The following is a 24,146-nucleotide window of genomic DNA, read 5'->3' on the forward strand; positions in this document are numbered from 1 at the left end:
GCGAGTGTAATTCATGACGGCAAACTGCGGTTTCATTGCATGTTAAATTGAAAAAATCAGGCTTGCGGCGCCTATCAATCCCGCATGGCTCCCGAGTTGCGCCGGCACCACGGGCACGTCGCGATAGGCGGGCATCACTCGCTCGTGAATGGTAGCCTCAATCGATCGCCGAAGGAGATCGTATCCGTGGGAAATTCCACCGCCCATGACGATCATGTCGGGCGAATAGAGATGGAGCAGATTGGTAAAGCCGATGCCCAGCCAGCGGGCTTCCTGGTCCATCAGCCCAAGTGCCGTTTCGTCGCCGGCGCGCGCCGCCTCGACAACGTGTCGACCGGTCACCTCGCCATCGTGGGACAGCGTTCGCAGCGCCGAACCGTCGCCGGGTTTTGTAAGAGCCGTCGCACGCCGGCCGAGTGCAGTGCCCGACGCCACCGCCTCGAAGCAGCCCACCGCCCCGCAAAGGCATCGTTCGCTCTCGCTCGTAATGGTCATATGGCCGATTTCGCCAGCGAGCCCGCGGCGCCCATGCATGATCCGGCCATCGGAGATCACCCCGCCGCCAATGCCGGTAGACACGGTGACGAATACCAGCGAGGCCGCGCCACGGCCGGCGCCGAAACGCCATTCGCCGAGAGCGGCGGCGTTCGCATCGTTCTCCAGCCGCACCGGCAGGTTCAGGCGGTCCTGAAGAAGGCGCGCGAGGGGCACTTCACGCCAGCCCGAGAGGGTCGGCGGTGCGGTGAGAATGCCAGCGACCGGATCGAGCGGGCCGGGTGCTCCAATGCCAATGCCGAGCGGTCTGGTGTCGGGAACTTCCGAGCAGGTTTTTTTCGCAAGCATCGCGATCTGCTCGATAACTGCATCCGGTCCATCCCTGGCGCGCGTCGGCATGGACGCGAAGGCCAGCAATTTGCCGCCGTCGCCGACCAGTGCTGCGCGCAACTCCGTTCCACCCAGATCGAATGCAAGCGCAATCCTGCTCATCAGGGCTGGGTCTCCAAAGCATGCAGCCAGGCAATACGCCCCGGCAGATCCTTGTCACCGAACGCCAACGATCCGAGCACGACCGTCTCGGCGCCTGCTGCCCGCAACAGTGGAACCGTCTGTTCACGGATGCCGCCGTCTGCCGCAAGAACAATCTCCTGTTCGCGTCCGACACGCTTCATCAGCGACCGCGCTTCACGCAGCCGGTCGCAGGCTTTGTCCGAAAGGCTTTGTCCCTTGACGCCGATCGATGTCCCGAGCAGCGTGAAGAAAGCGACCTCGGTGAGGAACGGTTCTGCTTCGGTGATCGGAGTTTCCAGCCGCAGAACGACGCCGGCTTCGGCCCCGAGCTCCTTTGCGAGTGCCACCGCGCGCAGGCCGGCTTCGCCGTTCTCGGCATGAACGCTGACGAGACCGGCGCCCGCCTCGATGAACTGGCGCGTCTGCTCCTCGACAATCTCGGCCTCGACCATCAGATGCACGTGGATCGGCTTTGCCGTCAGCCTGGCGATGCGGGCGACGAAATCGGGAAAGAACAGGAAGCCGGGCGTAAAGCGCGCGTCGGCAACGTCGATATGGTGGAGATCGACATAGGGCTCGATACGGTGAAGGTCGCGCTCCATATTGGCGAGATCTGCGGACCAGAGCGAAAACTCGCCGAGCAGTCTGTGCCGGGGCAATGCGGCGATGGCGCCGCCCGGAAGAGGTTTCGATGTCATGGGTGAGCGACGCTCCGATGTTTGAATTCTGTGTCGAGGAACTGCAGGATGACCGTTCGGACCGCAGCGAAATGCGCTTCGGCATCCGCTGCCTTCGCAGGGACTTCGAGGAAATGCGCATTTGGAAGTGTGTCAGCTATCACCTGTGCGACGGCGAGAGGGTGAATGGCATCCTGCCGGTTGCCGAGGACGAGAGCGGGAACAGAAAGCTTTGCCGCGTCCTCTTGCAAAACGCCGGTTCCATCCGAGGCGATGTCGCACAGGACGTCTGCGAAATCAGGCGCATCCGGGCGTTCGAAATAACCAAGCAGGGACGCGAGATTGTCTGGCGCGTCCATCCGCAGACGTTCCGCCGTCGCGGATCTTGCAAAAAGTGTCTGGCCGTCGGCACGCGAATGAGATCGAAGCAATGCCGCGATCTCGCGGATCGGCGCGAGATTGTCTGGGGCTTGGGCAAACGACCAGGCCGGTCGCACCAGGATGAGGCCCATGACACGCTCGGGATATGTTTTGGCCAGATGCAGCGCGATGGCTGCGCCCATCGAGACGCCGCCGGCGATGAAGCGATCTACTCCCTTTTCGTCTGCTGCGGCGATGACGTCGGCTGCAAACATCGCAATCGAGAAGGGGCGGCGCGTGCCGAGCGTCGAGTTGCCATGCCCGCGGCACTCGGTCGTGATCCGCCGCCAGTCTAGCCCCGCGGGGATAACCTGCGCGACCTGCGCCTCATCGCCGCCGAGCCCGTGTTGAAAGAGCAAGGCTTTGCCTGTCCCGCAGTCGTAGACTGAAAGGTCGGCATCGTCTCGTTTGAAGGCGATGCGCGTCTTCATCGGATCAGATCCGAAAGAAATCTGGCGACGGCGGGTGCTTCTTCTGCCGTAAGACCGTGCGTGACGAACGCACCGTTAAAACCGGTCGCGCGCAGGCCGTCGATGAAGGCAGGGAAATCGACGATGCCCTGACCCGCCGTCGCGAAGCGGCCATCGGCATAACGATCCTTCGCATGGGCCATCGTCACATGCTCGGCCGAGATATCGATCGCCCTCGCAATAATGTCGAACACTTCGGCCGGTGTCGCCCGCTCGAAGAGGTTTGCCGGATCAAGCACGATGCGCAGGCGCCTCGACCCCATCTCTCCGATCAGCCGCACCGCATCGGCGGCGGAGGTGACGATGTTTGCCTGTTCCGGCTCGATGCCGAGATCGATGTCGTGCCGCTCGGCGAGTTCCAGCGCTTTTTCCATTTCGGCCGCCATATCGGCCCAGGCGGACGGAAGCGCGTTATCCGGATGATACATCCATTGGTCTTGGGCATGGCGGCTGCCGGTGCAGAGCGTCACCAGCGGAATCTGCAAGGCCGCTGCCGTTTCGATCACCACGCCAAGCTGTTTGAGCCCTCTTTCCCGCACGGACCTGTCCGGATGGGCCATGTTATAGGTGCCTGAAAGTGCCGCGAGCGAAACGCCGGTCACTTCGGATGCAGCCTGGATCGCTGCGATCGTTTCCGGCGCCACTGCATCCGGCATCGATGGCAGGCCGACGCAGGCGAGATTGAACTGAGTCGTCGCAAATCCGTTGTCGCGCACGGCCGAGAGCACCTGCCGGGGATCGGTGCCGGGGAAGGTCTTTGCGAAGATGCCAAGCTGCATCAGACGGACCCCGTGACGGTTGCGAGTTCGACACGTTCGCCCGTTTCGACCGAGCGGGCGATGGCGACCATGGCGCGGATGGAGGCGATGCCGTCCTCTATATCGGCGCCGCGCATCGGCGCTCCGTTCAGCACGGTATCGGCAAGCCCTTCCAACTGCCGGCGGAAGAAGTGCCCGTCAGCTCCGAGCGGCTTGCGGGTCGTCGCGTCCTTTTCGTGGAAGATCTCGACTTCACTTGCCCTGAGGTACCAGGGATTGAAGGTCCTGGCGATTACCGAACCGTTTTCGCCATAGAGCTGGAAGCCCTCATGCCAGTCCATGCGGACGGCCACCGTCAGATCGAGATGACCGAGCGCGTCATTGGCGAATTCGGTTTCCACGAACCAGCAATAGGTGCCGGCGCGCTCGAGAAGGCGGGCTCGCACTGCGACGATCTCGCCACATAGGAAACGGGCGGTATCGACGAGATGCGAGCCATGCGCCAGCATGAAATACTGGCGCAGGTCAGCCTTGGGATTTCCGGAGGGTTTTCTGGCGAATTTGCTGGTGATCGGCAGCGGCTGGACCGCATCGGTATTGGTGTAGCGGTGGGTGGAGTCGCAGTACCAGGCTTTCAGCGCGAAAATCTCGCCGATATCGTCACGGACGAAATCCCGGGCAGCCTCCAGCGCCGGGTCGAACCGCTTCATGTGACCGACCTGCAGCACCTTTCCGGAGCGCTTGACGGCGTCGGCGAGCGCCTGGCCTTCCTCGACCGTCACACCGGTGGGCTTCTCGCAGAGCACATGCTTTCCAGCATCTAGCGCTTTGATGGACATCGGTACGTGATAGGCATCCGACGTGGCGATGATGACGGCTTCGAGCTCGGGATCCGCGAGCATCGCGTCATAATCGGCATACATCTTGTGTGGTTCGTATGTCGCGCCCATGCGCGCGAGCAGGTCAGGTGCTGCATCACAGATGGCGTAGAGGTCGGCATTCCCAGCCTTCACGCAGGATTCGAGATGGGCGAACTGTGCGATCGGGCCGCAGCCGAGCACACCCACACGCAGCCGTCGGTCTTCCTTACGGATCATATCTCTTCCTCAGGCGCCGTAGCGGCGCATCGTTTCGCGGTTCGTCCTGACGGCTGTCGCAGGGTCGGCAGCGGCCGTGTCTGATTCCTCTTCCAAGACCAGCCAGCCATTGAAGCGCGGCGCGGCAGCGACGATCTCGATCACGGCGGGCGTATCGCAGACCCCTTTGCCAAGCATGGCCCATTTGCCCTCTGCATCGACGTCCTTGAGGTGCAGATAGCGGATACGGTCCTGATAGGTTCGCAGCGTATCCAGAATATCGTCGTGGCCGCGCAGAATATGGCCGGTATCCGGCACCCAGCCGACGAGGTTCTTGTCGAGAAGCGAGAAGATCCGGTCATAATCGGCACGGTCGAACAGCAGCGTATTGTGGTGCGAGCTCGGATGCACAGCGATATCCACGCCCGATGCCTTGCCCAGTTCGCCGGCCCGATTGTAGAATTCCGCGGCGATTTCGAATTTCGCCTCCCGTGGTCCTTCGGAGACAACCGTCGCCGAACCGATCGAAACGAGGGCGCCGGAAAAGGCAGCCGCGAAATCGATCCAGCGCTGCGTGGTCCTGAGGTCGTTGTCGATCTCTTGCCTGACGGTGAAGCCGCTTTTCGAGCCGATCGCCAAAGAAACCAGCATCAGGCCATGTTTCTTCAGGCTCGCGGCGAAATCGTCGGGACTATCCGCGTAGTGGCCGATCATCGTGTCGGTAATCTCGATGCCCGCATAGCCGCCCTCCGCAATGGCCTCCAGCAGATCGTCTGGACCGCCATTCCAGTTTTTCCCGAGCATTTCCCAGGTGAATGTCTGGCAGCCGACTTTCAGGTCTTTGATACTCATGCCCATTCCTTGACTTCGTCCTGCGTAGGCTTCGTTGATATGCCGCTGGACCGGTATGACCGCGCTTTTGGCATGATGGCGAAGTGGCGACGTTCCCTGGCAAGCCGCGTGTGATGGTCGGATCGCTATTTCCGCATGGTTTATAAAAATTTATCGCGCGTCAAGAAATAAAATGTTCTATAGCGATTGTCGCGGCAGCGATGCCCATCGATGGTGGGCAAAACATCTGAAATTGGTGGGGAGGCCAATTCATGAAAGCATATCCGGGAACCAGGCTGGGCATCGGCGTGATCGGCTGCGGCAATATCTCGATGACCTATCTACGTAATGCCGGCCTGTTTGCCGGGGTCGAATTGAGGGCCTGTGCCGACATATCATCCGACATGTCGGCACTGAGGGCGAAGGAATACGGCATCCGGGCAATGGAGGTCGATGCGCTCTTGGCAGACCCCGAAGTCGATCTTGTCCTGAACCTTACGATCCCTGCCGTCCATTTCGACGTGACGATGTCGGCGCTTTCCGCCGGCAAGCACGTCTTCACCGAAAAGCCGCTCGCGACGTCGGCCGCTGAAGGACGGAAGCTTGTGACCGAGGCCAAAAGTCGCGATCTCTTGTTGGGTTCGGCTCCCGATACATTCCTCGGTGCCGCCGGCCGGCGTGCGCGAGGCTTGATGGATGCAGGTGCGATCGGTCGCCCGGTCAGCGGCACCGCCTTCATGTTCGGCCGCGGCATGGAGCATTGGCATCCCAATCCGCAATTCTACTATCAACCCGGTGGCGGGCCGATGTTCGACATGGGTCCCTATTATCTGACGATGCTGGTCAATCTGCTCGGCCCGGTGAAAAGCGTCATGGCGATGGCGACGAAAGGCCAGGAAGAGCGGCTGATCACCGCTGACGGCCCCTTCAAGAACACCAGCTTCAAAGTTGGGACGCCGACCAACGTGCTCTCGCTTCTCGAGTTTCAATCGGGCGCGACGGTGAATTTTGGTACGTCGTGGGATGTCTTCCGGCATTCCAATCATCCGATCGAATTGCACGGTACGGAGGGTTCGTTGCGCCTGCCTGATCCCGATACATTCGGCGGAACGGTCTCGCTTTCCGAGCGCGGCGCGGAATGGAAGAATTTCGAAAGCGAGGGCGAGTTGTATGGCGCCCTGAACTGGCCGTATAGCGCTCCCGACCGCGCCAACTATCGCATGCTGGGCGTTGCCGATCTCGTCCGCGCGCTTGGCGAGGGCAGGGCGCCGCGCGCCTCCGGCGATTTGGCGCTTCATGTTCTCGAGATCATGGAGGCGACCCTGGCATCCAGCGAGACCAGGAGCGCGGTTGCGATCGCGGGCACAGTCGCACAACCGCCGCTGCTTGGGGACGATGAAGCTCGCAGCCTGCTTGCTTGAGGTGAAGCGATGAAAGATCGATTGGATCCCGGCGCCGCGCATGTCCTGGCGCTCGGTCGCGCCGCAAACCAACCGCCCTTTGAGCGGGGGACAGTAAACGAGGCGCGCGCTGCCTACGATGTGGGTTGCCCGACATTGCAGGGCGATCGCGAGCCGGTCGCGGCCATCGAGGACAGAGCGATCGTTGGGACGGGCGGCCCGATCCCGCTCAGAATCTATCGCGGTGTGGGTGCTCCGAACGCGGATGCGCCCGCACTTCTCTATCTTCACGGCGGCGGCTGGGTCGTCGGTACACTTGAATCCCATGACGAGATCTGCCGTTGGTTTGCAAATATCGGCGCCTGTATCGTATTTTGCCCGGAATACCGGCTGGCGCCCGAGCACAAGTTCCCGGCGGGCCTGGAAGATTGCGTATCGGCGCTTGCCCATGTGGTGGAGCAGGCAAGCGCGCTCGGTATCGATCCAGATCGGATCGCGGTGGCGGGCGATAGTGCCGGCGGCAATCTGGCTGCTGTCCTATCGCTTCTCTCGCGGGATGGCGTTGCGCGGAAAATCTCGGCGCAACTTCTGCTCTATCCCAACACCGATGCCGGGCAGACGACCGACAGCTTTGTCAGGTTTTCAGAAGGATACGGTTTGACGGCCTCAACGATGCGCTGGTTCCGGAATCATTATGTCCGCGACGTGGCTGATATCGCTGATTGGCGCGTCTCTCCCCTGCGCGTCGGAAATGTCGCGGGCTTGCCACCGGCCTTCGTCGCGATTGCGGGCCAGGATATCCTCGCAGACGAAGGCGAGGCCTATGCCCGCCGGCTTGCCGAGGCGGGTGTCCCTGTAATCCTGCGGCGCTGGCAGGATCAGATCCATGGCTTCGTTTCCATGGGGCGGCACATTCCGGCGGCGCGGCGGGCGGTGGAAGAGGCGGTTGCCGGATGGCGCAGCCTCGTCGATCACGCCGACTGACGCATCACCAATGTACCGTCGAGGATGATTTTTCGGGCAACGACCTGCGTGGTGTCATCGTCTTCGTCCAGCATCGAAAGCAGTGTGTCGACGCTGCCACGCGCCATGGCGGTGAAGTCTTGCGCCATCGTCGTCAACGGCGGGCACGTATAGCGGCTGAGGGGGTGGTCGTCATGGGCGGCGATGCGCAGATCGCTATCGCTCCTGCGGCCGACGCGAAGGCCGCGCGAATGGGCGGCTGCCATCGCGCCGAAGGCGAGGCGATCGTTCGCACAGAGGATCGTCCTGCCCGGAAGCGTACCGGCCGCGATCATTGCGTCGGTCTGCTCATATCCCATACGTTCGAAATCCCAGCCATAGCTCTCTGTGGCGCCAAACACGACCGGTTCGAAGCCGAGCGATTCCATCGTGGCGATATAACTTGCCAGCCGCTCCCCGGAATTGTGATTGACATGCGGAATGTCGAAATATGCAGGCGGCTCCCCCGATCGGCAGAGATAGTCGACAATCGTCGCAACGCTTTGGGCGTTGTTGTTGCCAATGAAGGGCGTGTCGCCTTCGATGAACGTATCGAAGTAGACAATGGGAATGCTCTCCCGGAGTTTTTCGAAGATGCGAGGCTCGGAAGAAAGACCGAGAGGCGCGATGATCGCGCCGGCAGCCTTCAATGACAGAAGCGTGTTCACAGCCTCGGCTTCAAGATCCGGCAAGCCGTGGGACGAAATGACGATTGGCCAGTAACCTTCACCACGGACAAGCAATTCCAGACGGTTGACCATTTCGGCATAGAATGGATCTGTGATGACGGGCACGAGAATGCCGATGTTGCGTGTCCTCTTGCGATTGAGGTTGCGCGCATAGAGATTGGGACGGTAATCCGATGCCGATAGCGCCTCCTCGATGCGTTTACGCGTCACCGGCTTTACGCTGTTCGGGTCATCGAAATACCTCGAAAGCGTTGGACGGGAAACGCCACAGGACCGGGCGAAATCGTCCATGGTTTTGATCGTCATCTTGGCCATTGGCAATTCTGGTTGCACTGCGCCGAGGATCGTCTGCGTCAGCCGATATCGCAAAGGCGGTCAGTGTGGGGGCTTTCGAATTGCGTTTGTAGCCTGACAATGTCGCATGCGCAAAATTTTTTGTTACGTAAAGCACAATTGGCAGCCTGATCGCCTCTACACATAACGCACTTCGACTCCCAGCTTGTCCAACCGATTGCGAATCCCGTGCGGCATGCCGGTGTCGGTGATGATCAGATCGACACGTGAAAGCGAAAATGCCTTGGACGAGGCGCCAATATCCCACTTGCTGGAATCCGCCACGAGAATGACACGCCTCGCCATGCGGACCAGATTACGTTTTGTGCGTGCAATGTCCTCCGAGACATCGACGACATCGAATGCGTGATCGATGGCATGAGCGCTGAGGAACGCCTGGTGGGCGACAAGGCCGCCCACGGCCTTGTCGGAATCCGAGACGATCGTGCTGACGGTGCTGGGAAAGACCCGGCCGCCGATCATATGCACGTCCAGCCCCGGCCGATACATCAGATGCTGCGCGATGTTCATGGCGGTTGTGGCCACCACGACATTGTTGACCGGGGGCATTTGCATGGCGACCTGCAGCAGTGTCGAGCCACTGTCGAACACAACGGACTGGTTGTCGATGATCTGGCGCGCCGCCATCTGCGCGATGCGTCGCTTGGCATCGAAATTGCGGTTCATCCGTTCTTCGAAGGCTGCCGCGGGCGAACTGGCCGGCAAAGCTATCGCACCACCATGCGTCTTGATGAGCTGCTTCTTGGCATCCAGAATTTCCAGGTCGGACCGGATGGTCACTTCGGAGACGCCGAAGTTCTCCGCCAGCTGCGTGGTGCGCGCTTGGCCGGTTCGCTGAAGTTCCAGCATGATCTGATGTCGTCGTTGTTCCGCAAGCATGTGTTACCTCAAATTCCTTTCGATGACGGTACTGAACTTTCGAAAATCGAAAATCCAGGGCAACCATTGTGGTCAAAAGACGCGATGAAGGGCGGTATCAGCATATGTCCAGTCCACGTTCCACTCATCTTAAATCAAAACGAAAGAAATCGAAATATTGAACATTCGTTTATTTTCGAGTTAGGGTCTCAACGCGAAATCAAACTTGTAGAGGGACAGTATCGATATGGGCCTTGGAACCAAAATTCGCCTGTCACGGCTGTTTTCACATCCGTCGGGGCATTTGTTCGGTGGCGCGGTCGACCACTTCGTTGGCTATGGCAACGTCCGTGAGGGCGGCCTGGCGGATCTGCCGGGCGCTCTAAAGCGGGTGATGGCCGGAGAGCCGGACTATATCAGCATTCAGCCTGGTGCTGCGCGTCACTTGTGGCCCGCCTATGCCGGCAGGGCCGCACTTGTCATTCAAGCCGGCTGCTTTACGCCGGACGACAGAATCCGTCAGTTGATCGCGACCCCTGAGGATGCGGTACGCTACGGTGCCGATGCTCTGGCCGTTGCCATTCCGGTGCGCGGCAATACGGAAGGCGAATATATTCGCTGGCTCACCGATACCGTCAACGCCGCTGCCCGCTTTGAAATGCCGGTCGTTGCCCATGTCTATCCCCGCGACTATTCAAACGGCGGCAAGATCGTCTTCACCCCCGACGAAATCGCCTATGCCGTGCGGATCGGGTTTGAGACCGGCGTTGACGTGATCAAGGTCGGATACACCGGGGACTTCGACTCTTTCCAGGAAACCGTCGCCACCTGCCCGGTTCCCGTCGTTATCGCGGGTGGTCCGAAAACGGAAAATCTGCTCGGAGCTCTGACGCAGACCTTCGATGCCTTACGCGCCGGAGCGAAGGGTGCCGTGGTGGGACGAAACCTTTGGGGACACGGCGACACGACGATGGCGGCGCGCGCCTTCAAGCTTGTCATTCACAGCGGCATGGCGCCGCAAGAGGCGCTCGCTGCCGCGGGCGGTTGACAGGTGACACACAACCTTCAGGTTCTGGGCTTCGGGGCTCTGGCGATCGACGATATCATCTATGTCGACCGCCCGCTGAGTGCCGGCAAGGGGAAAGTGACAAATCGTACCCAGGACCACGGCGGCAATGTCGCGACGGCCCTTGTCGCAGTCGCAAAGCTTGGGGGACGGGCCGGTTTCATCGGTTGGCTGAGCGATCAGCCTCTCACCGATATCAGCGCCCGCGAGCTTGAACGGCACGGGGTCGATATATCCTTTGCGCCGCGCCGCTCCGATGCCAGGCCAATACGTTCGGTCATCACGGTCGGACCTGAAGGCGACAGATTTATCGCCTATGACGATGATGTGCCACACGGGACCTCGGAGTCGCTGACCGACAGCACTCTTGCGCAGGCTCAGGTGCTTTTGATCGACGGTTATGCCACCCACGCTGATACGATCGTTGCGCGCGCCCGCAAGCTGGGCTTGGCAGTGGTGGCAGACATTGAATGGACGATCGGGCCGGCAACCGAACGATTGATGAGCCTGTCCAACCACTTGGTATTGCCATTGAAATTTGCGCAGACTTATTCCTGCGAAACCGATCCGACGTTGATCCTGCGCAAGCTGTGGTCTGACGACCGAAGCGCACTCGTTTTAACCGACGGCGAGCGAGGATCCTATATCAGGCAGACCGGAGACGCCGTTTTGTGGCATGTCCCGGCCTACGAGGTCAAAGCGGTCGACACGACGGGCGCCGGAGATTGCTTTCACGGCGCTTATGCTTTTGCGCTGACACAGGGAAAGCAGCCTGTCGACTGCGCCGTTTATGCAACTGCCGCAGCCGCGATCTCGGTGACTGGCCCCGGTGGCCGCATGGCCCTGCCGGATCAGAGCGCTTGTCTCGCGTGGATGGCGAGGGAAAATGCACCCGTGCCCAGACCGATCGCGCCACCGGACTGAGAGTTCATCACACTGGTGCCCCGGACGATCGGATTGGCGTGCGCAGATGACGGTTTCGGTTCGATCCGAAACAGCACCGGGGAGGGGCTGTCCTGAAGATTGGATGGCGGTGATAATAGGGAGGAAGTGCCGTGGCTGTTGTTGTACTGGACAAGATTTGCAAGACCTTTGGAATCAAATTCCACGCGATCAAGGATCTTAGCCTGACGATAAACGATGGTGAGTTCCTCATCCTCGTGGGTCCTTCGGGATGCGGAAAATCGACGGCGTTGCGCATGATCGCAGGGCTGGAGGAGATCAGCAGCGGAACCCTGAGCATCGGCGGAGAGAATGTCGAGGATCTCGCGCCGAAGGACCGGGATATAGCGATGGTCTTTCAGAATTATGCTCTCTATCCGCATATGACGGTGTTCGATAACATTGCCTTTTCGATGAAACTTGCGGGCAAGAGCAAGGAAGAGCGCACGAAGCGGGTCCACGAAATAGCAAAGACCCTTCAGTTACATACGCTGCTCGACAGCAAACCGGCCGCGCTCTCCGGCGGCCAACGCCAGCGGGTCGCCATGGGCCGTGCAATGGTGCGGGAACCGGCAGCGTTTCTCATGGATGAGCCCCTGTCAAACCTCGATGCCAAGCTGCGCGTGCAAATGCGCGCCGAAATCGTCAGCCTGCAAAGGCAGCTAGGTGTGACGACGATCTATGTGACACACGATCAGACCGAGGCCTTGACCATGGGCGACCGGGTTGCGGTCTTGAAGGGCGGTGTCCTTCAGCAGGTCGACACGCCGAAGACATTGTATAGCCGGCCGGTCAACGCCTTCGTTGCGGGTTTCATCGGCTCGCCATCCATGAACCTGTTCGAGGGCCGCTTGCAGAACGGTAGGATCGAGCTGCCGACCTTTTCCATACCGGTCGCGACAAGTGCATTTGAGCACTCTCCCGGTCTGACGGCATTCGAGGGTCAGACGATCATTTTCGGCATTCGCCCGGAAGATCTCTACGACAGCGGTCTGGAATCGGGATCACGCTACCCGACGATACCGGCCCTTGCAAAATCGATCGAGGAATTGGGCTCGGAACTGATCGTTCATTTGAAGATCGAAGCGGTGCGTATCGACTCCGGCGACCCCGATGCCGTCGAGGACTTGAGCGGTGCGGCAAACGCCGTAGCGAAGTTCGAAGCCGTCAGCGCGGTCCAGCCGGGCGCAATGATCAACCTGGCGATCGATACGACCAAGTTGCACTTCTTCGATCCCCGGACGCATTTGGCAATCTAACCCGGAAACGCTCCAGGATGAACCGCGATAGCGGAGTTGGTCGGTGGCAATCTCAAAAGCACACGCTTGCTTCGTTGCTCGGACGTATTCGTCGCCAAGATCCTCGCTTTTTGCGTAGCGGCTTGGCGCGCTCTCGCATCGAGAGCGCAAGATCTCACACCGTCTCGTAACCCTGTGACCTTGCAGCCATATGTCAGGTTCCCCTGGTGTTTGTTGATGCCTGAGTGCAACTTTAAAGGCTTGTTGTTGTTGGATAGAACAACCAGGATAACCCCACTTTTCTTCGGTCGCCAAGCCTTTCATTTGTTTTCCTTTGGACGACGCAGCTTTCATTTGTTTACGAAAGTAAAGAAAAAATGAGACACGAGAAAATGTCTCAGAAAGAAAAAACATCTCCAAATCCGAGGATAAAATCCAAATTAATCAATATCTTAGCTTCGTTTTTCTTGCGCCCGCAGTCTTCTTGCTTTTTCCGATTGCAGTTCTTCATTGACAGCCAGACCCCTGAAGGAACCTACTTTGGTCTCGATCGGGAGGATCGAGCGAAATATCGTTTCAGGGAGGGAAACATGAACGTCAGAAGATATATCGTGGCGGCTCAGTCGGCTGTGGCCGCCTGGGCACTATGCGCCACCTGCGCCTTTGCCCAGACCAATATCGAGTTCATCCAATGGTGGGAGCCAGAAATGCCCGCCGGTGCTCTGCGAAGCATCATGGACGACTTTGAAGCCAAAAACCCCGACATCAAGGTGACGCTCGTCAGCGGTCCCTATTCGGCTACCCATGATCAGATCGTCGTCGGCGCCGCGTCCGGGACACTCAGCGATGTCGTCGGCCTGGACGGCGCATGGGTCAACGGCTTGGCAAAGCAGGGCGCGATCGCCTCGATGGACAGCCTGATGGCTGACGCCAAATATGATCAGAGCCAGATCGCCGACATCATCAAGGTCAATGGGCAAAGCGTCATGTTCCCGCTTGCCTCCTTCGTCTACCCGGTTTTCGTCAACCTCGATCTGGCAAAGGCCGCCGGCGTCGAAAAGATGCCGACAAACCGCACGGAGTTCGCCGCTGCCGCGAAGAAGATGACCAATGCGGACAAGAACCAATATGGTTGGGTGCTGCCGCTGTCGTTGCAAAATCCCGGTGGCATCCAGAATGACGTGATGTCCTGGGTGTGGGCATCCGGAGCATCCATGCTGAAGGATGGCAAGCCCGATCTGGAAAATGCCTCCGTCGTCGACACGCTTGAATACATCAAGTCACTGCAGGACGCCGGCGTCATCTCGCCTGGTATTTTTGCCAAGAAGGAACAGGACAAGGTCGAAGAGTTCGTCAACGGACGTGTCGGCATGATGATCGACTCCTTGGCGCACATCAATCTCATTCGCCAGCGAAACCCCGATCTGAAGTTCGGCATCTCCGCCCTTCCGGCCGTCGACGGCTATACCGGCAAGCGCGGGCTGCCCTATGCTTCCTGGGGTATCGGCATCAGCGACAAAAGCGAGCACAAGGCGGAAGCCTGGAAACTCGTCGAATATCTGATGAGCCCGGAGGTGAACAGCCGCCTCGTGTCGATCGCCAACGCCTTCCCGGGCAATATCCACGCCAAACCCGATTTCTCCAAGTCGGACCCGCTGTTTGAAGAAGCCTTCAAGATATTCCAAAGCGGAAAACTGGCCAACGAATTCGTCGGACTGCCGGTGGCAGAAGATCTGATGCGCCAGATGAATGTCGAAGTTCAAAAGATGTTCGACGGTCAGCAAACCGCAAAGGACGCGGCTGCCAACACGCAAAAGCAATGGTTGGTCGAGTTCAGCAAGTAAGCACCCCACCGGCCAATCGTCGGCAGCGCGATGGAATTTATCGCGCTGCCACTACATCAGGACGAATTGATAGATTTCAGGACCAGGCGGAAAATCACATCTCATGAGCCTCGCCACAGAAACGATGATCCGAACGCAAGCAAGAATGCGCAAGCGTGGCATACTGTCTTACAAAACAAGAAAGAGGCTGGTTCCGTACTTCTACGTTGCCCCGGCCACGTTTTTGTTTTGCCTGCTGATGCTGTTTCCCATGCTCACCGTCCTGCGCTATTCGCTGATGGATGGTGCAATCACGAAGAAGGACGCGTCCTTCGTCGGCTTGCAGAATTATATGACGATCTTCAATGATCCGATTTTCTGGCAGTCGGTCGTCCAGACACTCTACTTCACGGTGATGAGCGTCATCTTCCATCTTCTGATCGGTCTGGCCTTCGCCCTTTTGCTCAACAGCCAGCGTGTCGATCCGTTGATCAGAAGCATCCTGCGGGTTCTCTACATTTTGCCGTGGCTCTTCACGGCGGTGATCATCGCCATCATCTGGAGGCTGCTTCTCGATCCCAATGGCGTCGTCAACAGCATCCTGATGACGCTCCATATCATTGACTTCAAAGTCGAGTGGTTTTCTTCGACGACAACCGCGCTGCATGCGCTGACCTTTGCGAATATCTGGGCGGGATACCCGCTCTACATGGTCAGCCTTCTCGCCGGTCTTCAGGGCATTCCCAAGGATCTTTACGAGGCCGCCGGCATCGACGGTGCCAACGAGTTCCAGAAATTCCGCTACATCACCATCCCGCAACTGATGCCGATCATCATCAGCATCGCCTTGCTTGATTTCATCTGGACGATGCAGGTCTTCCCCCTCGTATGGATGACGACGGGAGGCGGTCCGATCTACGCGACCGAGGTGCTCAGCACATACACCTACAAACTGGCGTTTTCGAGCTATGAATTTTCGCGCGCGTCGGCGAGCGCGATCTTCATTCTGATCATCTCGATGGGCGCCACATATTTCTACATCAAACATCAGAAGGCCAGGTAACCGGCAATGGCAAAACGCTCTCTCAGTCGCACCATCGTACCGACCCTGCTGACATATCTCGGGCTGGCGGTCGGGCTGGTCTTCGCGGGCTTTCCGATCCTGTGGATGTTCTTCACGTCCTTGAAGTCGAACACCGAGATCTTTGCCCTCCCGCCGCGGCTGCTGCCCGACCGTTTCACCAGCGTCGCCTATCTTGCCATCTTCAACGATCCAACGAAGGTTCGCTTCTTTCTCAACAGTTATCTCGTCGCAGGAGTGGTAACGGTTCTGACGGTGCTGATCGCCATCCTGACGGCCTATGCTTTCAGCCGGTATTCATTCCGGCTCAAGAAAACGCTGAACGTGTTCATCATCAGCACGCAGACCGTGCCGCCGATCACGCTTTTGATCCCCTATTTCGGCATGGTCGTCGCCTTCGGCATTTTCAACACGTATTTCGCGTTGATTCTGACCTACATGGTCTTCACCCTGCCTTATGCGATCCTTCTCATGACCGGCTATCTCAATACCCTGCCAAGGGAGCTCGATGAGGCGGTGCTTGTCGACGGCGGGTCAAGCTGGACGGCGCTGTGGCGTGTGATCATCCCGCTGTCGGTGCCTGGCATCGTCGCGACCGCGGTCTATACGTTTCTGTTGGCATGGAACGAATTCCTCTTTGCCTTGACGTTGACGAAGTCGATGGACATGCGAACCGTTCCCATTGGTATCGAATTGCTTATGGGCCAACATGCGTTTGAGTGGAACGAGATGATGGCAATGAGCGTGCTCGGATCGCTCCCGCTTCTAGTCCTGTATCTGATTGCGCAACGCTACTTTCTCGCGGGAATGGCTGCCGGATCGGTGAAGAGCTGAAAACGAACCATTGTCTGGCTTAGCCCAAGGCTCAGTCGAGAGACTGATGAACTGTGGGGTACGGTGATGTCACGTTGTCTGCGGCGTCATTTCAGCCGCATTACCCTTCGATCGGTAAGCCGCAGACGACATGACACTACCCAGCAAGCCACCGGCCTTGATCCTCATTCGTCGCCTGGGACACCGTAGGATGGCGCTGCCGAAGGGTTCAGCGCGCGGGTGACATAGGCGCTCGCCTGTGGCTGATAGACTTCCCAAGCGCGTCCGACGGCAGCCACCGGGCAGCCATCGTCCAGCCAGTCGACCCGCAGCTCCGCATAGGGCCAGCTTTGGCTGTCGACCACGATCAGGCCTGCTGAATGGATCGGGCCAGCCTCGCCGCCGGCGACGACGGCGGCGCTCAGCGCTGCGATCAACCGATCTCCGAGCGAGCCCGCTGAACTTTCGAACGCGCCGATCATCGCAGCCGGCACGCCATCGTTGGCCAACAAATTTCCTCCGGCGACGCAGTCCTTGCCGGACGCGGACGTCCAGATGCCGAGCGCTTTTTCGCCGGAATGGATGGCCGTCGTGCCGTTCGCATCAACAGCGAGAACCTGACGATAGTCCGGATAGGCATCGTGCTTACGGGCAGCGCTGACGGCCTCGTCCGCGTTCCCGCCATCCGCCAGCCTGTCAAGCACGAAGGGACCGAGTTCCGGGTTTGTCACATTCTGCGTGGCGACGGCACCGATGCCTGCGCGCGCCCAGGCGCATCGTGCCGCGACTGCAGGGGAGGAGGACGAGATCGCCACTCCGAACTGGCCGGTCTGCGCACAGCGCGCCACAATGGAAAACGTCATTCAAAACTCCTGTATCGGCGGCCTGGGTGGAGACCCTTCAGCCAATGTTTCGATGGAACGCCGACCGTCAGTCTGCCCGGTCGGCTCGTTTCGTGCGCCGTGAGCTCGCGTCAGTCCGGAATGACGGCCGTAGCATCAATCTCGACCAGCCATTCGGGACGGGCCAGAGCAACGACGACAAGGCCGGTGCAGACCGGGTGCACGCCCTTGATATATTCTCCCATGGTCCGATAGACCGCCTCGCGGTGGCGCACATCGGTCAGGTAGACGACAAGCTTGGTAACATGCTCCATCTTGCCGCCGGATTCCTCGACGAGCTGCCGGATGTTCTGCATCACTTTATGGGTCTGTTCGACCGGATCGTGGCTGTCGATATTCTTGGCGGTATCGAGGTCCTGCGGGCACTGGCCGCGCAGGAAGATCACCGTGCCGCGGGCAACGACCGCCTGGCAGAGATCGTTGTCGAGCTTCTGTTCGGGATAGGTTTCCTTGGTGTTGAACTTGCGGATGCGGGTATGCGCCATTGTCTTCTCCATCGGGTCAGGAAAGCGGTGTGTTATGCGGATGTATGCGGATGGGCCGATCGGCTTTGATCAGTCCTGAGGCGCGTAAGCGAGATAGTTTTCCTGGATGAGGATGTGGTCGGCCAAATGCTTGGCGTCATGCCAGACACCCCAGATGAAGCTTGAGCCGCGACCGGAGAGCCAAGGAAGGCCGAGGAAATAGATGCCCTTTTCCGGCGAAACGCCTCTGAGGTGCTTCGGACGACCTGCTTCGTCGAAGGCGTTCACCTTCATCCAGCTATAATCGGAGGTGAAGCCGGTGGCCCAGATGACCGTGGTGACACCGGCACCCCTGAGATCCAGTTCGACGAGCGGATTGGTGACACAGTCGACCGCGGGTCCGAGAAGGCGTGCTTCCGGTTCTTCCGGTAGATCAAGGCCGTTGCGAGCCACGAAGGCGTCGGCCTCGTCGAGCAGCGAGAGATAGTTCTGGTCGCCTCGGTCCAGATTGCGGGCAAGGTCATCGGCAAATGACAGCTTGCCCTTGTTGTAGGCGCCCGTCATGCCGACCAATACCATTCCCTGCGCCGCAAGGCGGCGAAAATCGATGGTCTCGCCACCGCGCGCGCCGCTGACGGCGATCGTGACATGTTCGGTGCCTTGGGCCTGGGGCTGCCCGTCCCATTTGCCCAGAACGCCGAGCCACCAGACGAAGTCGCGGCCGCGATAGGCGCGGGGCGGACGATCATGCGGCCCGACCGACAGATAGACCTTGCGACCGGCACGCATCAGCTCCTCGGCGATCTGTACGCCGGAAGAGCCAGCACCGACGACGAGTACGGCGCCTTCCTGAAGTTGCTTCGGATTGCGATAGTCGCTCGAATGCATCTGGTGGACGCCGGCTTCTTTCGGGACGATCGGCGGAATGTTGGGTTTCTGGAATGGGCCGGTCGCGGCGACGACGTTGCGGGCTTCAATCACGCCGTTTGATGTCTCGATGCGAAAGCCGGGACGGCCGTCGAGCCGCTCGACACTGGTGACGTCGACACCGCAGCGGATCGGCGCATCGTATTTCCTGGCATAGGCTTCGAAATAGTCGGCGACGCGTTCCTTGGGGACGAAGGCATCTGCGCTTCCGGGAAAGTCCATGTTGGGAAAGCGGTCGTGCCAGGCAGGCCCATTGGCGACCAGCGAATCCCAGCGCATAGAGCGCCATCGTTCGGCGATGCGGCCCCGCTCCAGAACGAGGTGCTCAACATCGTTCCTGCTGAGATGCTCGCTCATGGCGACACCGGCCTGGCCCGCCCCGACAACGAGCGTGTGAATTTTTTCGACCGACATGAATAGTCCTTCTGTGGCTCACCGGATCCAGTGATCCTGCGATTGCATGTCCTTGGTCTAGCGAATGGGGTGGTTTGGGAAAATTACGATTTCCTTCAGCACTGATTAGGATTGGCGGAAGCAATGCGTCTGCGCCGTCGGTGTTTACACTTTAGCAAATGATAAATATTGAGCATGTATTGCAGGCGCAGACTGTCCGGGGTCATGCGCCATTGGGCGCAGCCCGATCCCAGGGGCATCGGCATAAAGGTCACATATGCGGTTCACGCTTCGCCAGCTCGAATACTTCATCGCCACGGCGGAAGCTGGTTCGATCACCCTTGCGTCCGAACGCATCAGAGTTTCGCAGCCATCGATCTCGACCGCGATTTCTCAGCTCGAGATCGAGCTCAAGACCCAGCTTTTCCTGCGGCGCCACGCGCAGGGGCTGTCTCTCACCCCGGCTGGGCAGAAGCTGCTTGCGCAGGCAAAGACCGTCATCGAAGACGTTCAATACATGTATACCGCTGCCTCGGAAGCGACCGATCAGGTACGAGGAACGCTCTCGCTCGGCTGCCTGCTGACGTTCGCGCCCATGGTCCTGCCGGAGGTCAGCCATAGTTTCAACGCGGCTTACCCCGGCGCCCATGTTCGCCCGACCGTCGCCGATCACAGCGTACTCCTGTCCAAGTTGGAGAGAGCGGAACTCGACATTGCCTTATCCTACGATCTCTCGGTTCCGGAGGGCTTTGAGTTCACGCCGCTTGCGGAGCTTCCGCCTTACGTCCAGGTGGCGGAGACCGACCCTTTGGCGCAGCTGTCGGCCGTGACATTGGGAGAGCTGGAGAAGCACGATTTCATTCTCCTCGATCTGCCATTGTCGCGAGATTATTTTCTTGGCCTGTTTGCCGCAGCCGGCGTGACGCCGAACATCGTTGCCCAGCTCCAGCATCAGGAAGTCATACGAACGATGGTCGGCAGTCGCTATGGATATACTTTGGCGAACGTCCGGCCCAAAAACAAGGCAGCGCTCGACGGGCGACGCCTCGTTTCGTTGCGCCTTGCCGGCAATCACAAGCCGATGCGAATTGGACTGATCCGGGTCGGTCAGCAGGTGACGACGCGCATCGTGCGAAGCTTCGAAGATCACTGCAAGAACCTGATCTCCGACAGCTATGTGCCTGGAATGGAGGCGCCCATTCTCAATCTCCGTCGGAGCCAGCCGGACTAACTCGTTTTTTTCAAAGCATCAGTTCCGAATATCCTATTTTCCTTTTTTGTCTTCGGGTGAGAGTGTGCGCGCCGTCGCCCGGCGCGCCGCCGGGCAAGTCCTATCCGGAGGTTCCCTTGCCCAATACTGCCGCATCCGCCGATCTACAGATCGAGTCCGTCCTGGCCTCAATGTCAAACGAGGAAAAGGTCGATCTTCTTTCCGGCTTCGGCATGTGGAAGACGGCAGGGATCCCCGCCTATGGTATCAAGCCGATCGTCATGACCGACGGCACTTATGGCGTGCGTTATTCGATCCCGCAGATCGACGGCGATGAACGCGGCGGCATGGACATCGACGCTTTCCTTTCCGTCGTCAACCAGCGCGCAAGCGACGTCGCGGTCGCCTGGGGCGAGATGAAGCCGGCAACATGCTTCCCGAATGGTTCGGCCATGGGCAACTGCTGGGACGAAGCACTGATGCTGCGTCTCGGCGAATTGCTTGGCAAGGAATGCCGCGCGATGGGCGTGCACCTGCTGCTTGGCCCGGGCATCAATATTCGCCGCACGCCGCTGGCGGGCCGCTCCTACGAATATTATTCCGAAGATCCGTTCGTTACCGGCAAGCTTTCGGCAGCCGTGATTGAAGGCATCCAGTCGCAGGGTGTCGGCACCTCGCTCAAGCATTTCGCCTGCAACAATTCCGAGGTGGAGCGCACCACGATGGACAGCATCGTGGAGGAGCGCGCTTTGCGCGAGATCTATCTGAAGGGTTTCGAGATTGCGATCAAGCAGTCGAAGCCGTGGACGATCATGTCCTCCTACAACCGCTTGAACGGTGTCCAGGCCTCGGAAGATCCCTGGCTTTTGAACGAGGTCCTGCGTGGTGACTGGGGCTATGAGGGCGTCGTCGTCTCGGACTGGCATGGCATCAAGGATCGGCCGACCTCTCTGATATCGGGCGGCGACCTCGATATGCCGGAAAGCCCGCGCCGCAAGGCTGATCTGCTGGCGGCACTCAACGCCGGTTCCGTATCTTCTGATATTGTCGATCTTTCCTGCAGGCGGATGCTGGACCTGATCGAGCTCTGCAACGAGGGCGCCTCGGCTCCGGTTCCTGTCTATACCGCCGAGCAACATCACGCCGAGGCACGGGCAATGGCAGCCGCCTCCATGGTTCTCGCCAAAAACGAGGGACTGCTGCCGATTCGTTCCGACATGAAGACTATCCTTGTCGTTGGCCGCGATGCGGCAACGCCCGTCATCCAGGGCTCCGGATGCGCGACGACGACCCCGACCATGGTCGACCAGCCCTTGGAGGAGTTGGAAAAGGCGCTTGACGGACACCACACCATAATTGTCAGGGCGGAAGCGGACGCCGAAACCCTTGAACTCGCGGCCAAGGCCGACCTCGTCCTGGTTTATACGTCCACGGAAGGCGCCTATGACGGGGAGGGGTCGGACCGAACCACGCTCGCACTTGGTCCGGGACAGGACGAGATGATTGCCGCCCTGGCTGCCGCCTCGGAAAAGGTCGCGGTCGTAATCGCCTGCCCGGATGCGGTGGAAATGCCGTGGATTGACGCGGTTGGCGCCGTGCTCGTGACATTCTATTCCGGCCAGGCGATGGGCGGGGCTGTTGCGGACCTCGTGACCGGCAAGGTCAATCCGTCGGCGAAGCTCTCCGTCACCTTCCCCAAGCGCCTGACCGATGTCCCCGGTTTCATGCATTATCCGGGCGAGAACGGTCGCCACATATATGGTGAGAGGATTCATGTCGGTTATCGGGCCTATGATCTGCGCGAAATCGAGCCGCTGTTTGCTTTCGGTCATGGCCTGAGTTTTACGACTTTTGCCTATTCCGACCTGACGCTCTCGGCATCCGAAATCGGCCTGCACGACGAGATCAGCGTCGGCTTCACGATCACTAATACCGGCGAGCGTGCCGGCGCGGAAGTCGCGCAGCTCTACCTGCAGGCCCCCGGCAAGCGGCTGAAGCGCTCGCCCCAGGAGCTCAAGGGCTTCGCCAAGCCCATGCTGCAGCCCGGCGAAAGCAAGCGCGTCGAGATCGTGATCAAGGGCACCGATCTGGCGGTCTGGGATCCGGCCCTCGGACGCTGGGTGCTTGAAGGCGTGGATGCCCGTATCGTCGTTGGCGCCTCGTCGCGCGACCCCAGACTTGTGGGCGACCTCACCTTGAAGCCGTCGGTCCTGCCCTTCCGCCGGCTGGCTTATGATACCCAGCCCGCCTACGTGCTTCCGAATGTGATCGCCTGCGAGCGGATCTGCGCCTATCTCACCACCCGCTGCGGCATCTCGGCGGAAGATGCGATGCGGATGCTGAACCATTGTTCCAATTCGTTCTATGGTATCTTCACATCGCTCGAACGCCGTCTGAGATTGTCGATCCCCGAGACCGAAGTCGCAGGCCTGATTGCTGACGTCAATGCAGCGATGGATGCAGCCGAGGCCGAGCTGTGACGCTGACGGAAGAGTGGCTTGGCCGACTGATCGCTCATCCCACGGTCAGTGCCGACACGAACCTGCCGCTGATCGACGAGATCGAGACGGCGTTGATGAAGCTCGGCGCGGTCTGTGAGCGCTTCTATGACGAGACGGGTCGAAAGGCATCGCTGCTTGCGAGGTTCGGGCCGGATGCGACCGGCGGATTGATGCTGTCCGGCCATGTCGACGTCGTTCCGGTCGCAGGCCAGGACTGGACGGTGCCGCCATTCCAGATGACCCGGCGCGACGAGCGCCTTTACGGGCGCGGCAGTGCGGACATGAAGGGTTTCGTTGCTTCGATCATGGCGCTCACCGAGCGGCTGGAGCCTGAAACCCTTACGGCACCACTCTGGCTCGCCATTTCCTACGACGAGGAAATCGGATGCGTCGGCGTTCGGCCGATGATCGAGGAAATCGCCGATCGCGGCATCCGCCCGGATCTGATCATGGTCGGAGAGCCGACGTCGATGCAGCTCGGCCTGGGGCACAAGGGCAAGATGGCCTTCCGTGTCACTGCCACGGGCGTGCCCAGACATTCCGCGGAGGCGCCGCTGGCGCTCAACGCTCTTCATCTGGCGACGGATTTCATTGCCGGCATCCGCAAGCTGCAGGATGAGATTACGGCCAGGGGGCCGCGCGAGGCTGGATATTCGATACCCCACGCAACCGTTCATGTCGGTAAGCTTTCCGGCGGTACCGCTGTCAACCTGGTGCCCGATCGCGCCGAATTGCTGATGGAATGCCGGTTGATGGCGGCGGATGATCCCTTGGCCATGGCCGAACGAATCCGAAAGATCGCGGCCGCTGCCGTTGCCCCGCATCGGGCAAGGTTCCCAGAGGCTGCAATCGAGGTGGAAGACAGCGGCAGCTATCCGGGCCTGGCGACCGAGAGCGATGATCCCGCGGTGCAAGATTTTGCATCCTGTCTGCCGGAGGGTACGCCCGAATGCCGAGTGAGTTTCGGTACGGAAGGCGGATTATTTGCGCAGGCGCTCGAGGTTCCTGTCGTGATCTGCGGGCCGGGTAACATGGAGCAGGGCCATCGGCCGGACGAGTTCATCGAGACGAGCCAGCTTGCCGCATGCGACAGCCTGCTTCTTGAGATTGTTCATCGGTTCTGCCGTGGCAGCGAAAAGATTGCTTCGCATGTCCCAAAGCAGATGAACGGAAAATTGTAATTTACCGAAGCCGCACCGTTGGGAAATGTAGGCTGATAAATATCAAAACGAACCCGGAGGGT

General features: G+C 59.7%; 22 protein-coding genes. 11 read left to right on the forward strand and 11 right to left on the reverse strand.

What is annotated here, in order from left to right; translation table 11 throughout:
* Window positions 1-42 precede the first annotated feature (42 nt).
* The 6 genes from FHT87_RS00355 to FHT87_RS00380 are packed head-to-tail and all read right to left on the reverse strand — an operon-like array spanning window position 43 to window position 5,261.
* The gene (locus tag FHT87_RS00355; RefSeq protein WP_183798555.1) at window positions 43-987 is read right to left on the reverse strand and encodes an ROK family protein; all 945 of its coding nucleotides are present in this window, start codon (window positions 985-987) and stop codon (window positions 43-45) included.
* On the reverse strand, window positions 987-1,706 hold the full coding sequence (locus FHT87_RS00360) for a ribulose-phosphate 3-epimerase (protein WP_183798558.1): 720 nt from the start codon (window positions 1,704-1,706) through the stop codon (window positions 987-989). The genes FHT87_RS00355 and FHT87_RS00360 overlap by 1 nt, the downstream gene beginning before the upstream one ends.
* A complete protein-coding gene (locus FHT87_RS00365; protein WP_183798561.1) occupies window positions 1,703-2,536 on the reverse strand; it encodes an alpha/beta hydrolase in 834 nt (277 codons plus the stop codon). The genes FHT87_RS00360 and FHT87_RS00365 overlap by 4 nt, the downstream gene beginning before the upstream one ends.
* Complete coding sequence (locus FHT87_RS00370; protein WP_183798564.1) at window positions 2,533-3,354, reverse strand: sugar phosphate isomerase/epimerase; 822 nt, start codon at window positions 3,352-3,354, stop codon at window positions 2,533-2,535. Before FHT87_RS00370 ends, FHT87_RS00365 begins: the two co-directional genes overlap by 4 nt.
* On the reverse strand, window positions 3,354-4,430 hold the full coding sequence (locus FHT87_RS00375; protein WP_183798567.1) for a Gfo/Idh/MocA family oxidoreductase: 1,077 nt from the start codon (window positions 4,428-4,430) through the stop codon (window positions 3,354-3,356). The genes FHT87_RS00370 and FHT87_RS00375 overlap by 1 nt, the downstream gene beginning before the upstream one ends.
* A 9-nt stretch (window positions 4,431-4,439) precedes the next feature.
* Window positions 4,440-5,261, reverse strand: coding sequence for a sugar phosphate isomerase/epimerase (locus tag FHT87_RS00380; RefSeq protein ID WP_183798570.1), 822 nt, complete (start codon window positions 5,259-5,261; stop codon window positions 4,440-4,442).
* A gap of 251 nt (window positions 5,262-5,512) precedes the next feature.
* On the opposite strand from FHT87_RS00380, the gene FHT87_RS00385 reads away from it, so the two are divergent.
* Together FHT87_RS00385 and FHT87_RS00390 are read left to right on the forward strand one after the other, a co-directional pair.
* Window positions 5,513-6,661, forward strand: coding sequence for a Gfo/Idh/MocA family oxidoreductase (locus FHT87_RS00385; protein ID WP_183798573.1), 1,149 nt, complete (start codon window positions 5,513-5,515; stop codon window positions 6,659-6,661).
* A 9-nt stretch (window positions 6,662-6,670) separates the two neighbouring features.
* Window positions 6,671-7,624, forward strand: coding sequence for an alpha/beta hydrolase (locus FHT87_RS00390; RefSeq protein ID WP_183798576.1), 954 nt, complete (start codon window positions 6,671-6,673; stop codon window positions 7,622-7,624).
* Here the strand turns inward: FHT87_RS00390 and FHT87_RS00395 are convergent.
* Both FHT87_RS00395 and FHT87_RS00400 read right to left on the reverse strand, forming a co-directional pair.
* Complete coding sequence (locus FHT87_RS00395) at window positions 7,612-8,646, reverse strand: LacI family DNA-binding transcriptional regulator (RefSeq protein ID WP_183798579.1); 1,035 nt, start codon at window positions 8,644-8,646, stop codon at window positions 7,612-7,614. The two genes, FHT87_RS00390 and FHT87_RS00395, sit on opposite strands and share 13 nt — an antisense overlap.
* A gap of 156 nt (window positions 8,647-8,802) precedes the next feature.
* Window positions 8,803-9,564, reverse strand: coding sequence for a DeoR/GlpR family DNA-binding transcription regulator (locus tag FHT87_RS00400; protein ID WP_183734051.1), 762 nt, complete (start codon window positions 9,562-9,564; stop codon window positions 8,803-8,805).
* Window positions 9,565-9,790: 226 nt separating this feature from the next.
* On the opposite strand from FHT87_RS00400, the gene FHT87_RS00405 reads away from it, so the two are divergent.
* The 6 genes from FHT87_RS00405 to FHT87_RS00430 all read left to right on the forward strand — a co-directional run bounded on the left by FHT87_RS00405 (window position 9,791) and on the right by FHT87_RS00430 (window position 16,527).
* On the forward strand, window positions 9,791-10,591 hold the full coding sequence (locus FHT87_RS00405; protein ID WP_183798580.1) for a class I fructose-bisphosphate aldolase: 801 nt from the start codon (window positions 9,791-9,793) through the stop codon (window positions 10,589-10,591).
* 3 nt (window positions 10,592-10,594) lie between these two features.
* Complete coding sequence (locus FHT87_RS00410) at window positions 10,595-11,533, forward strand: PfkB family carbohydrate kinase (protein ID WP_183798583.1); 939 nt, start codon at window positions 10,595-10,597, stop codon at window positions 11,531-11,533.
* A 131-nt stretch (window positions 11,534-11,664) separates the two neighbouring features.
* Window positions 11,665-12,810, forward strand: a complete 1,146-nt coding sequence (locus tag FHT87_RS00415) for an ABC transporter ATP-binding protein (protein WP_183798586.1) — start codon at window positions 11,665-11,667, stop codon at window positions 12,808-12,810.
* A 569-nt stretch (window positions 12,811-13,379) separates the two neighbouring features.
* Window positions 13,380-14,633 (forward strand): sugar ABC transporter substrate-binding protein, encoded by a 1,254-nt coding sequence (locus FHT87_RS00420; protein WP_183798589.1) that lies wholly within the window; start codon window positions 13,380-13,382, stop codon window positions 14,631-14,633.
* 103 nt (window positions 14,634-14,736) lie between these two features.
* Complete coding sequence (locus FHT87_RS00425) at window positions 14,737-15,675, forward strand: sugar ABC transporter permease (protein ID WP_183798592.1); 939 nt, start codon at window positions 14,737-14,739, stop codon at window positions 15,673-15,675.
* A 6-nt stretch (window positions 15,676-15,681) separates the two neighbouring features.
* On the forward strand, window positions 15,682-16,527 hold the full coding sequence (locus FHT87_RS00430) for a carbohydrate ABC transporter permease (RefSeq protein ID WP_183734033.1): 846 nt from the start codon (window positions 15,682-15,684) through the stop codon (window positions 16,525-16,527).
* A gap of 164 nt (window positions 16,528-16,691) precedes the next feature.
* Here FHT87_RS00430 and FHT87_RS00435 read toward each other — a convergent pair whose 3' ends face one another.
* The 3 genes from FHT87_RS00435 to FHT87_RS00445 form a co-directional block, all read right to left on the reverse strand.
* On the reverse strand, window positions 16,692-17,369 hold the full coding sequence (locus FHT87_RS00435; RefSeq protein WP_183798595.1) for a DUF1028 domain-containing protein: 678 nt from the start codon (window positions 17,367-17,369) through the stop codon (window positions 16,692-16,694).
* A gap of 110 nt (window positions 17,370-17,479) precedes the next feature.
* Window positions 17,480-17,893 carry a RidA family protein gene (locus tag FHT87_RS00440; protein WP_183798598.1) on the reverse strand — a complete coding sequence of 138 codons (414 nt, stop codon included), beginning with the start codon at window positions 17,891-17,893 and terminating at the stop codon, window positions 17,480-17,482.
* Window positions 17,894-17,962: 69 nt separating this feature from the next.
* Window positions 17,963-19,213: an NAD(P)/FAD-dependent oxidoreductase gene (locus FHT87_RS00445; protein WP_183798601.1), complete on the reverse strand. Its 1,251-nt coding sequence runs from the start codon at window positions 19,211-19,213 to the stop codon at window positions 17,963-17,965.
* A gap of 256 nt (window positions 19,214-19,469) precedes the next feature.
* Between FHT87_RS00445 and FHT87_RS00450 the strand changes: the two genes are divergently transcribed.
* From FHT87_RS00450 to argE, 3 genes are all read left to right on the forward strand, one after another.
* Window positions 19,470-20,423, forward strand: coding sequence for a LysR family transcriptional regulator (locus FHT87_RS00450; protein ID WP_183734023.1), 954 nt, complete (start codon window positions 19,470-19,472; stop codon window positions 20,421-20,423).
* 116 nt (window positions 20,424-20,539) lie between these two features.
* Window positions 20,540-22,882, forward strand: a complete 2,343-nt coding sequence (locus FHT87_RS00455) for a glycoside hydrolase family 3 C-terminal domain-containing protein (RefSeq protein ID WP_246699543.1) — start codon at window positions 20,540-20,542, stop codon at window positions 22,880-22,882.
* The gene (gene argE / locus FHT87_RS00460; RefSeq protein ID WP_183734020.1) at window positions 22,879-24,084 is read left to right on the forward strand and encodes an acetylornithine deacetylase; all 1,206 of its coding nucleotides are present in this window, start codon (window positions 22,879-22,881) and stop codon (window positions 24,082-24,084) included. Before FHT87_RS00455 ends, argE begins: the two co-directional genes overlap by 4 nt.
* The last annotated feature ends 62 nt before the right edge of the window (window positions 24,085-24,146 follow it).

The sequence above is a fragment of the Rhizobium sp. BK316 genome (genome assembly GCF_014193695.1).
Taxonomy (GTDB): Bacteria; Pseudomonadota; Alphaproteobacteria; order Rhizobiales; family Rhizobiaceae; genus Rhizobium.

What these genes read in the sequence shown, in the direction of transcription:
- FHT87_RS00395 (WP_183798579.1), bottom strand. Translation starts at nt 8,646, where the DNA reads ATGGCCAAGATGACGATCAAAACCATGGACGATTTCGCCCGGTCCTGT.
- FHT87_RS00365 (WP_183798561.1), bottom strand. Translation starts at nt 2,536, where the DNA reads ATGAAGACGCGCATCGCCTTCAAACGAGACGATGCCGACCTTTCAGTC.
- FHT87_RS00420 (WP_183798589.1), top strand. Translation starts at nt 13,380, where the DNA reads ATGAACGTCAGAAGATATATCGTGGCGGCTCAGTCGGCTGTGGCCGCC.
- FHT87_RS00385 (WP_183798573.1), top strand. Translation starts at nt 5,513, where the DNA reads ATGAAAGCATATCCGGGAACCAGGCTGGGCATCGGCGTGATCGGCTGC.
- FHT87_RS00360 (WP_183798558.1), bottom strand. Translation starts at nt 1,706, where the DNA reads ATGACATCGAAACCTCTTCCGGGCGGCGCCATCGCCGCATTGCCCCGG.
- FHT87_RS00370 (WP_183798564.1), bottom strand. Translation starts at nt 3,354, where the DNA reads ATGCAGCTTGGCATCTTCGCAAAGACCTTCCCCGGCACCGATCCCCGG.
- FHT87_RS00425 (WP_183798592.1), top strand. Translation starts at nt 14,737, where the DNA reads ATGAGCCTCGCCACAGAAACGATGATCCGAACGCAAGCAAGAATGCGC.
- FHT87_RS00430 (WP_183734033.1), top strand. Translation starts at nt 15,682, where the DNA reads ATGGCAAAACGCTCTCTCAGTCGCACCATCGTACCGACCCTGCTGACA.
- FHT87_RS00405 (WP_183798580.1), top strand. Translation starts at nt 9,791, where the DNA reads ATGGGCCTTGGAACCAAAATTCGCCTGTCACGGCTGTTTTCACATCCG.
- FHT87_RS00400 (WP_183734051.1), bottom strand. Translation starts at nt 9,564, where the DNA reads ATGCTTGCGGAACAACGACGACATCAGATCATGCTGGAACTTCAGCGA.
- FHT87_RS00440 (WP_183798598.1), bottom strand. Translation starts at nt 17,893, where the DNA reads ATGGCGCATACCCGCATCCGCAAGTTCAACACCAAGGAAACCTATCCC.
- FHT87_RS00375 (WP_183798567.1), bottom strand. Translation starts at nt 4,430, where the DNA reads ATGATCCGTAAGGAAGACCGACGGCTGCGTGTGGGTGTGCTCGGCTGC.
- FHT87_RS00450 (WP_183734023.1), top strand. Translation starts at nt 19,470, where the DNA reads ATGCGGTTCACGCTTCGCCAGCTCGAATACTTCATCGCCACGGCGGAA.
- FHT87_RS00390 (WP_183798576.1), top strand. Translation starts at nt 6,671, where the DNA reads ATGAAAGATCGATTGGATCCCGGCGCCGCGCATGTCCTGGCGCTCGGT.
- FHT87_RS00445 (WP_183798601.1), bottom strand. Translation starts at nt 19,213, where the DNA reads ATGTCGGTCGAAAAAATTCACACGCTCGTTGTCGGGGCGGGCCAGGCC.
- FHT87_RS00380 (WP_183798570.1), bottom strand. Translation starts at nt 5,261, where the DNA reads ATGAGTATCAAAGACCTGAAAGTCGGCTGCCAGACATTCACCTGGGAA.
- FHT87_RS00435 (WP_183798595.1), bottom strand. Translation starts at nt 17,369, where the DNA reads ATGACGTTTTCCATTGTGGCGCGCTGTGCGCAGACCGGCCAGTTCGGA.
- FHT87_RS00355 (WP_183798555.1), bottom strand. Translation starts at nt 987, where the DNA reads ATGAGCAGGATTGCGCTTGCATTCGATCTGGGTGGAACGGAGTTGCGC.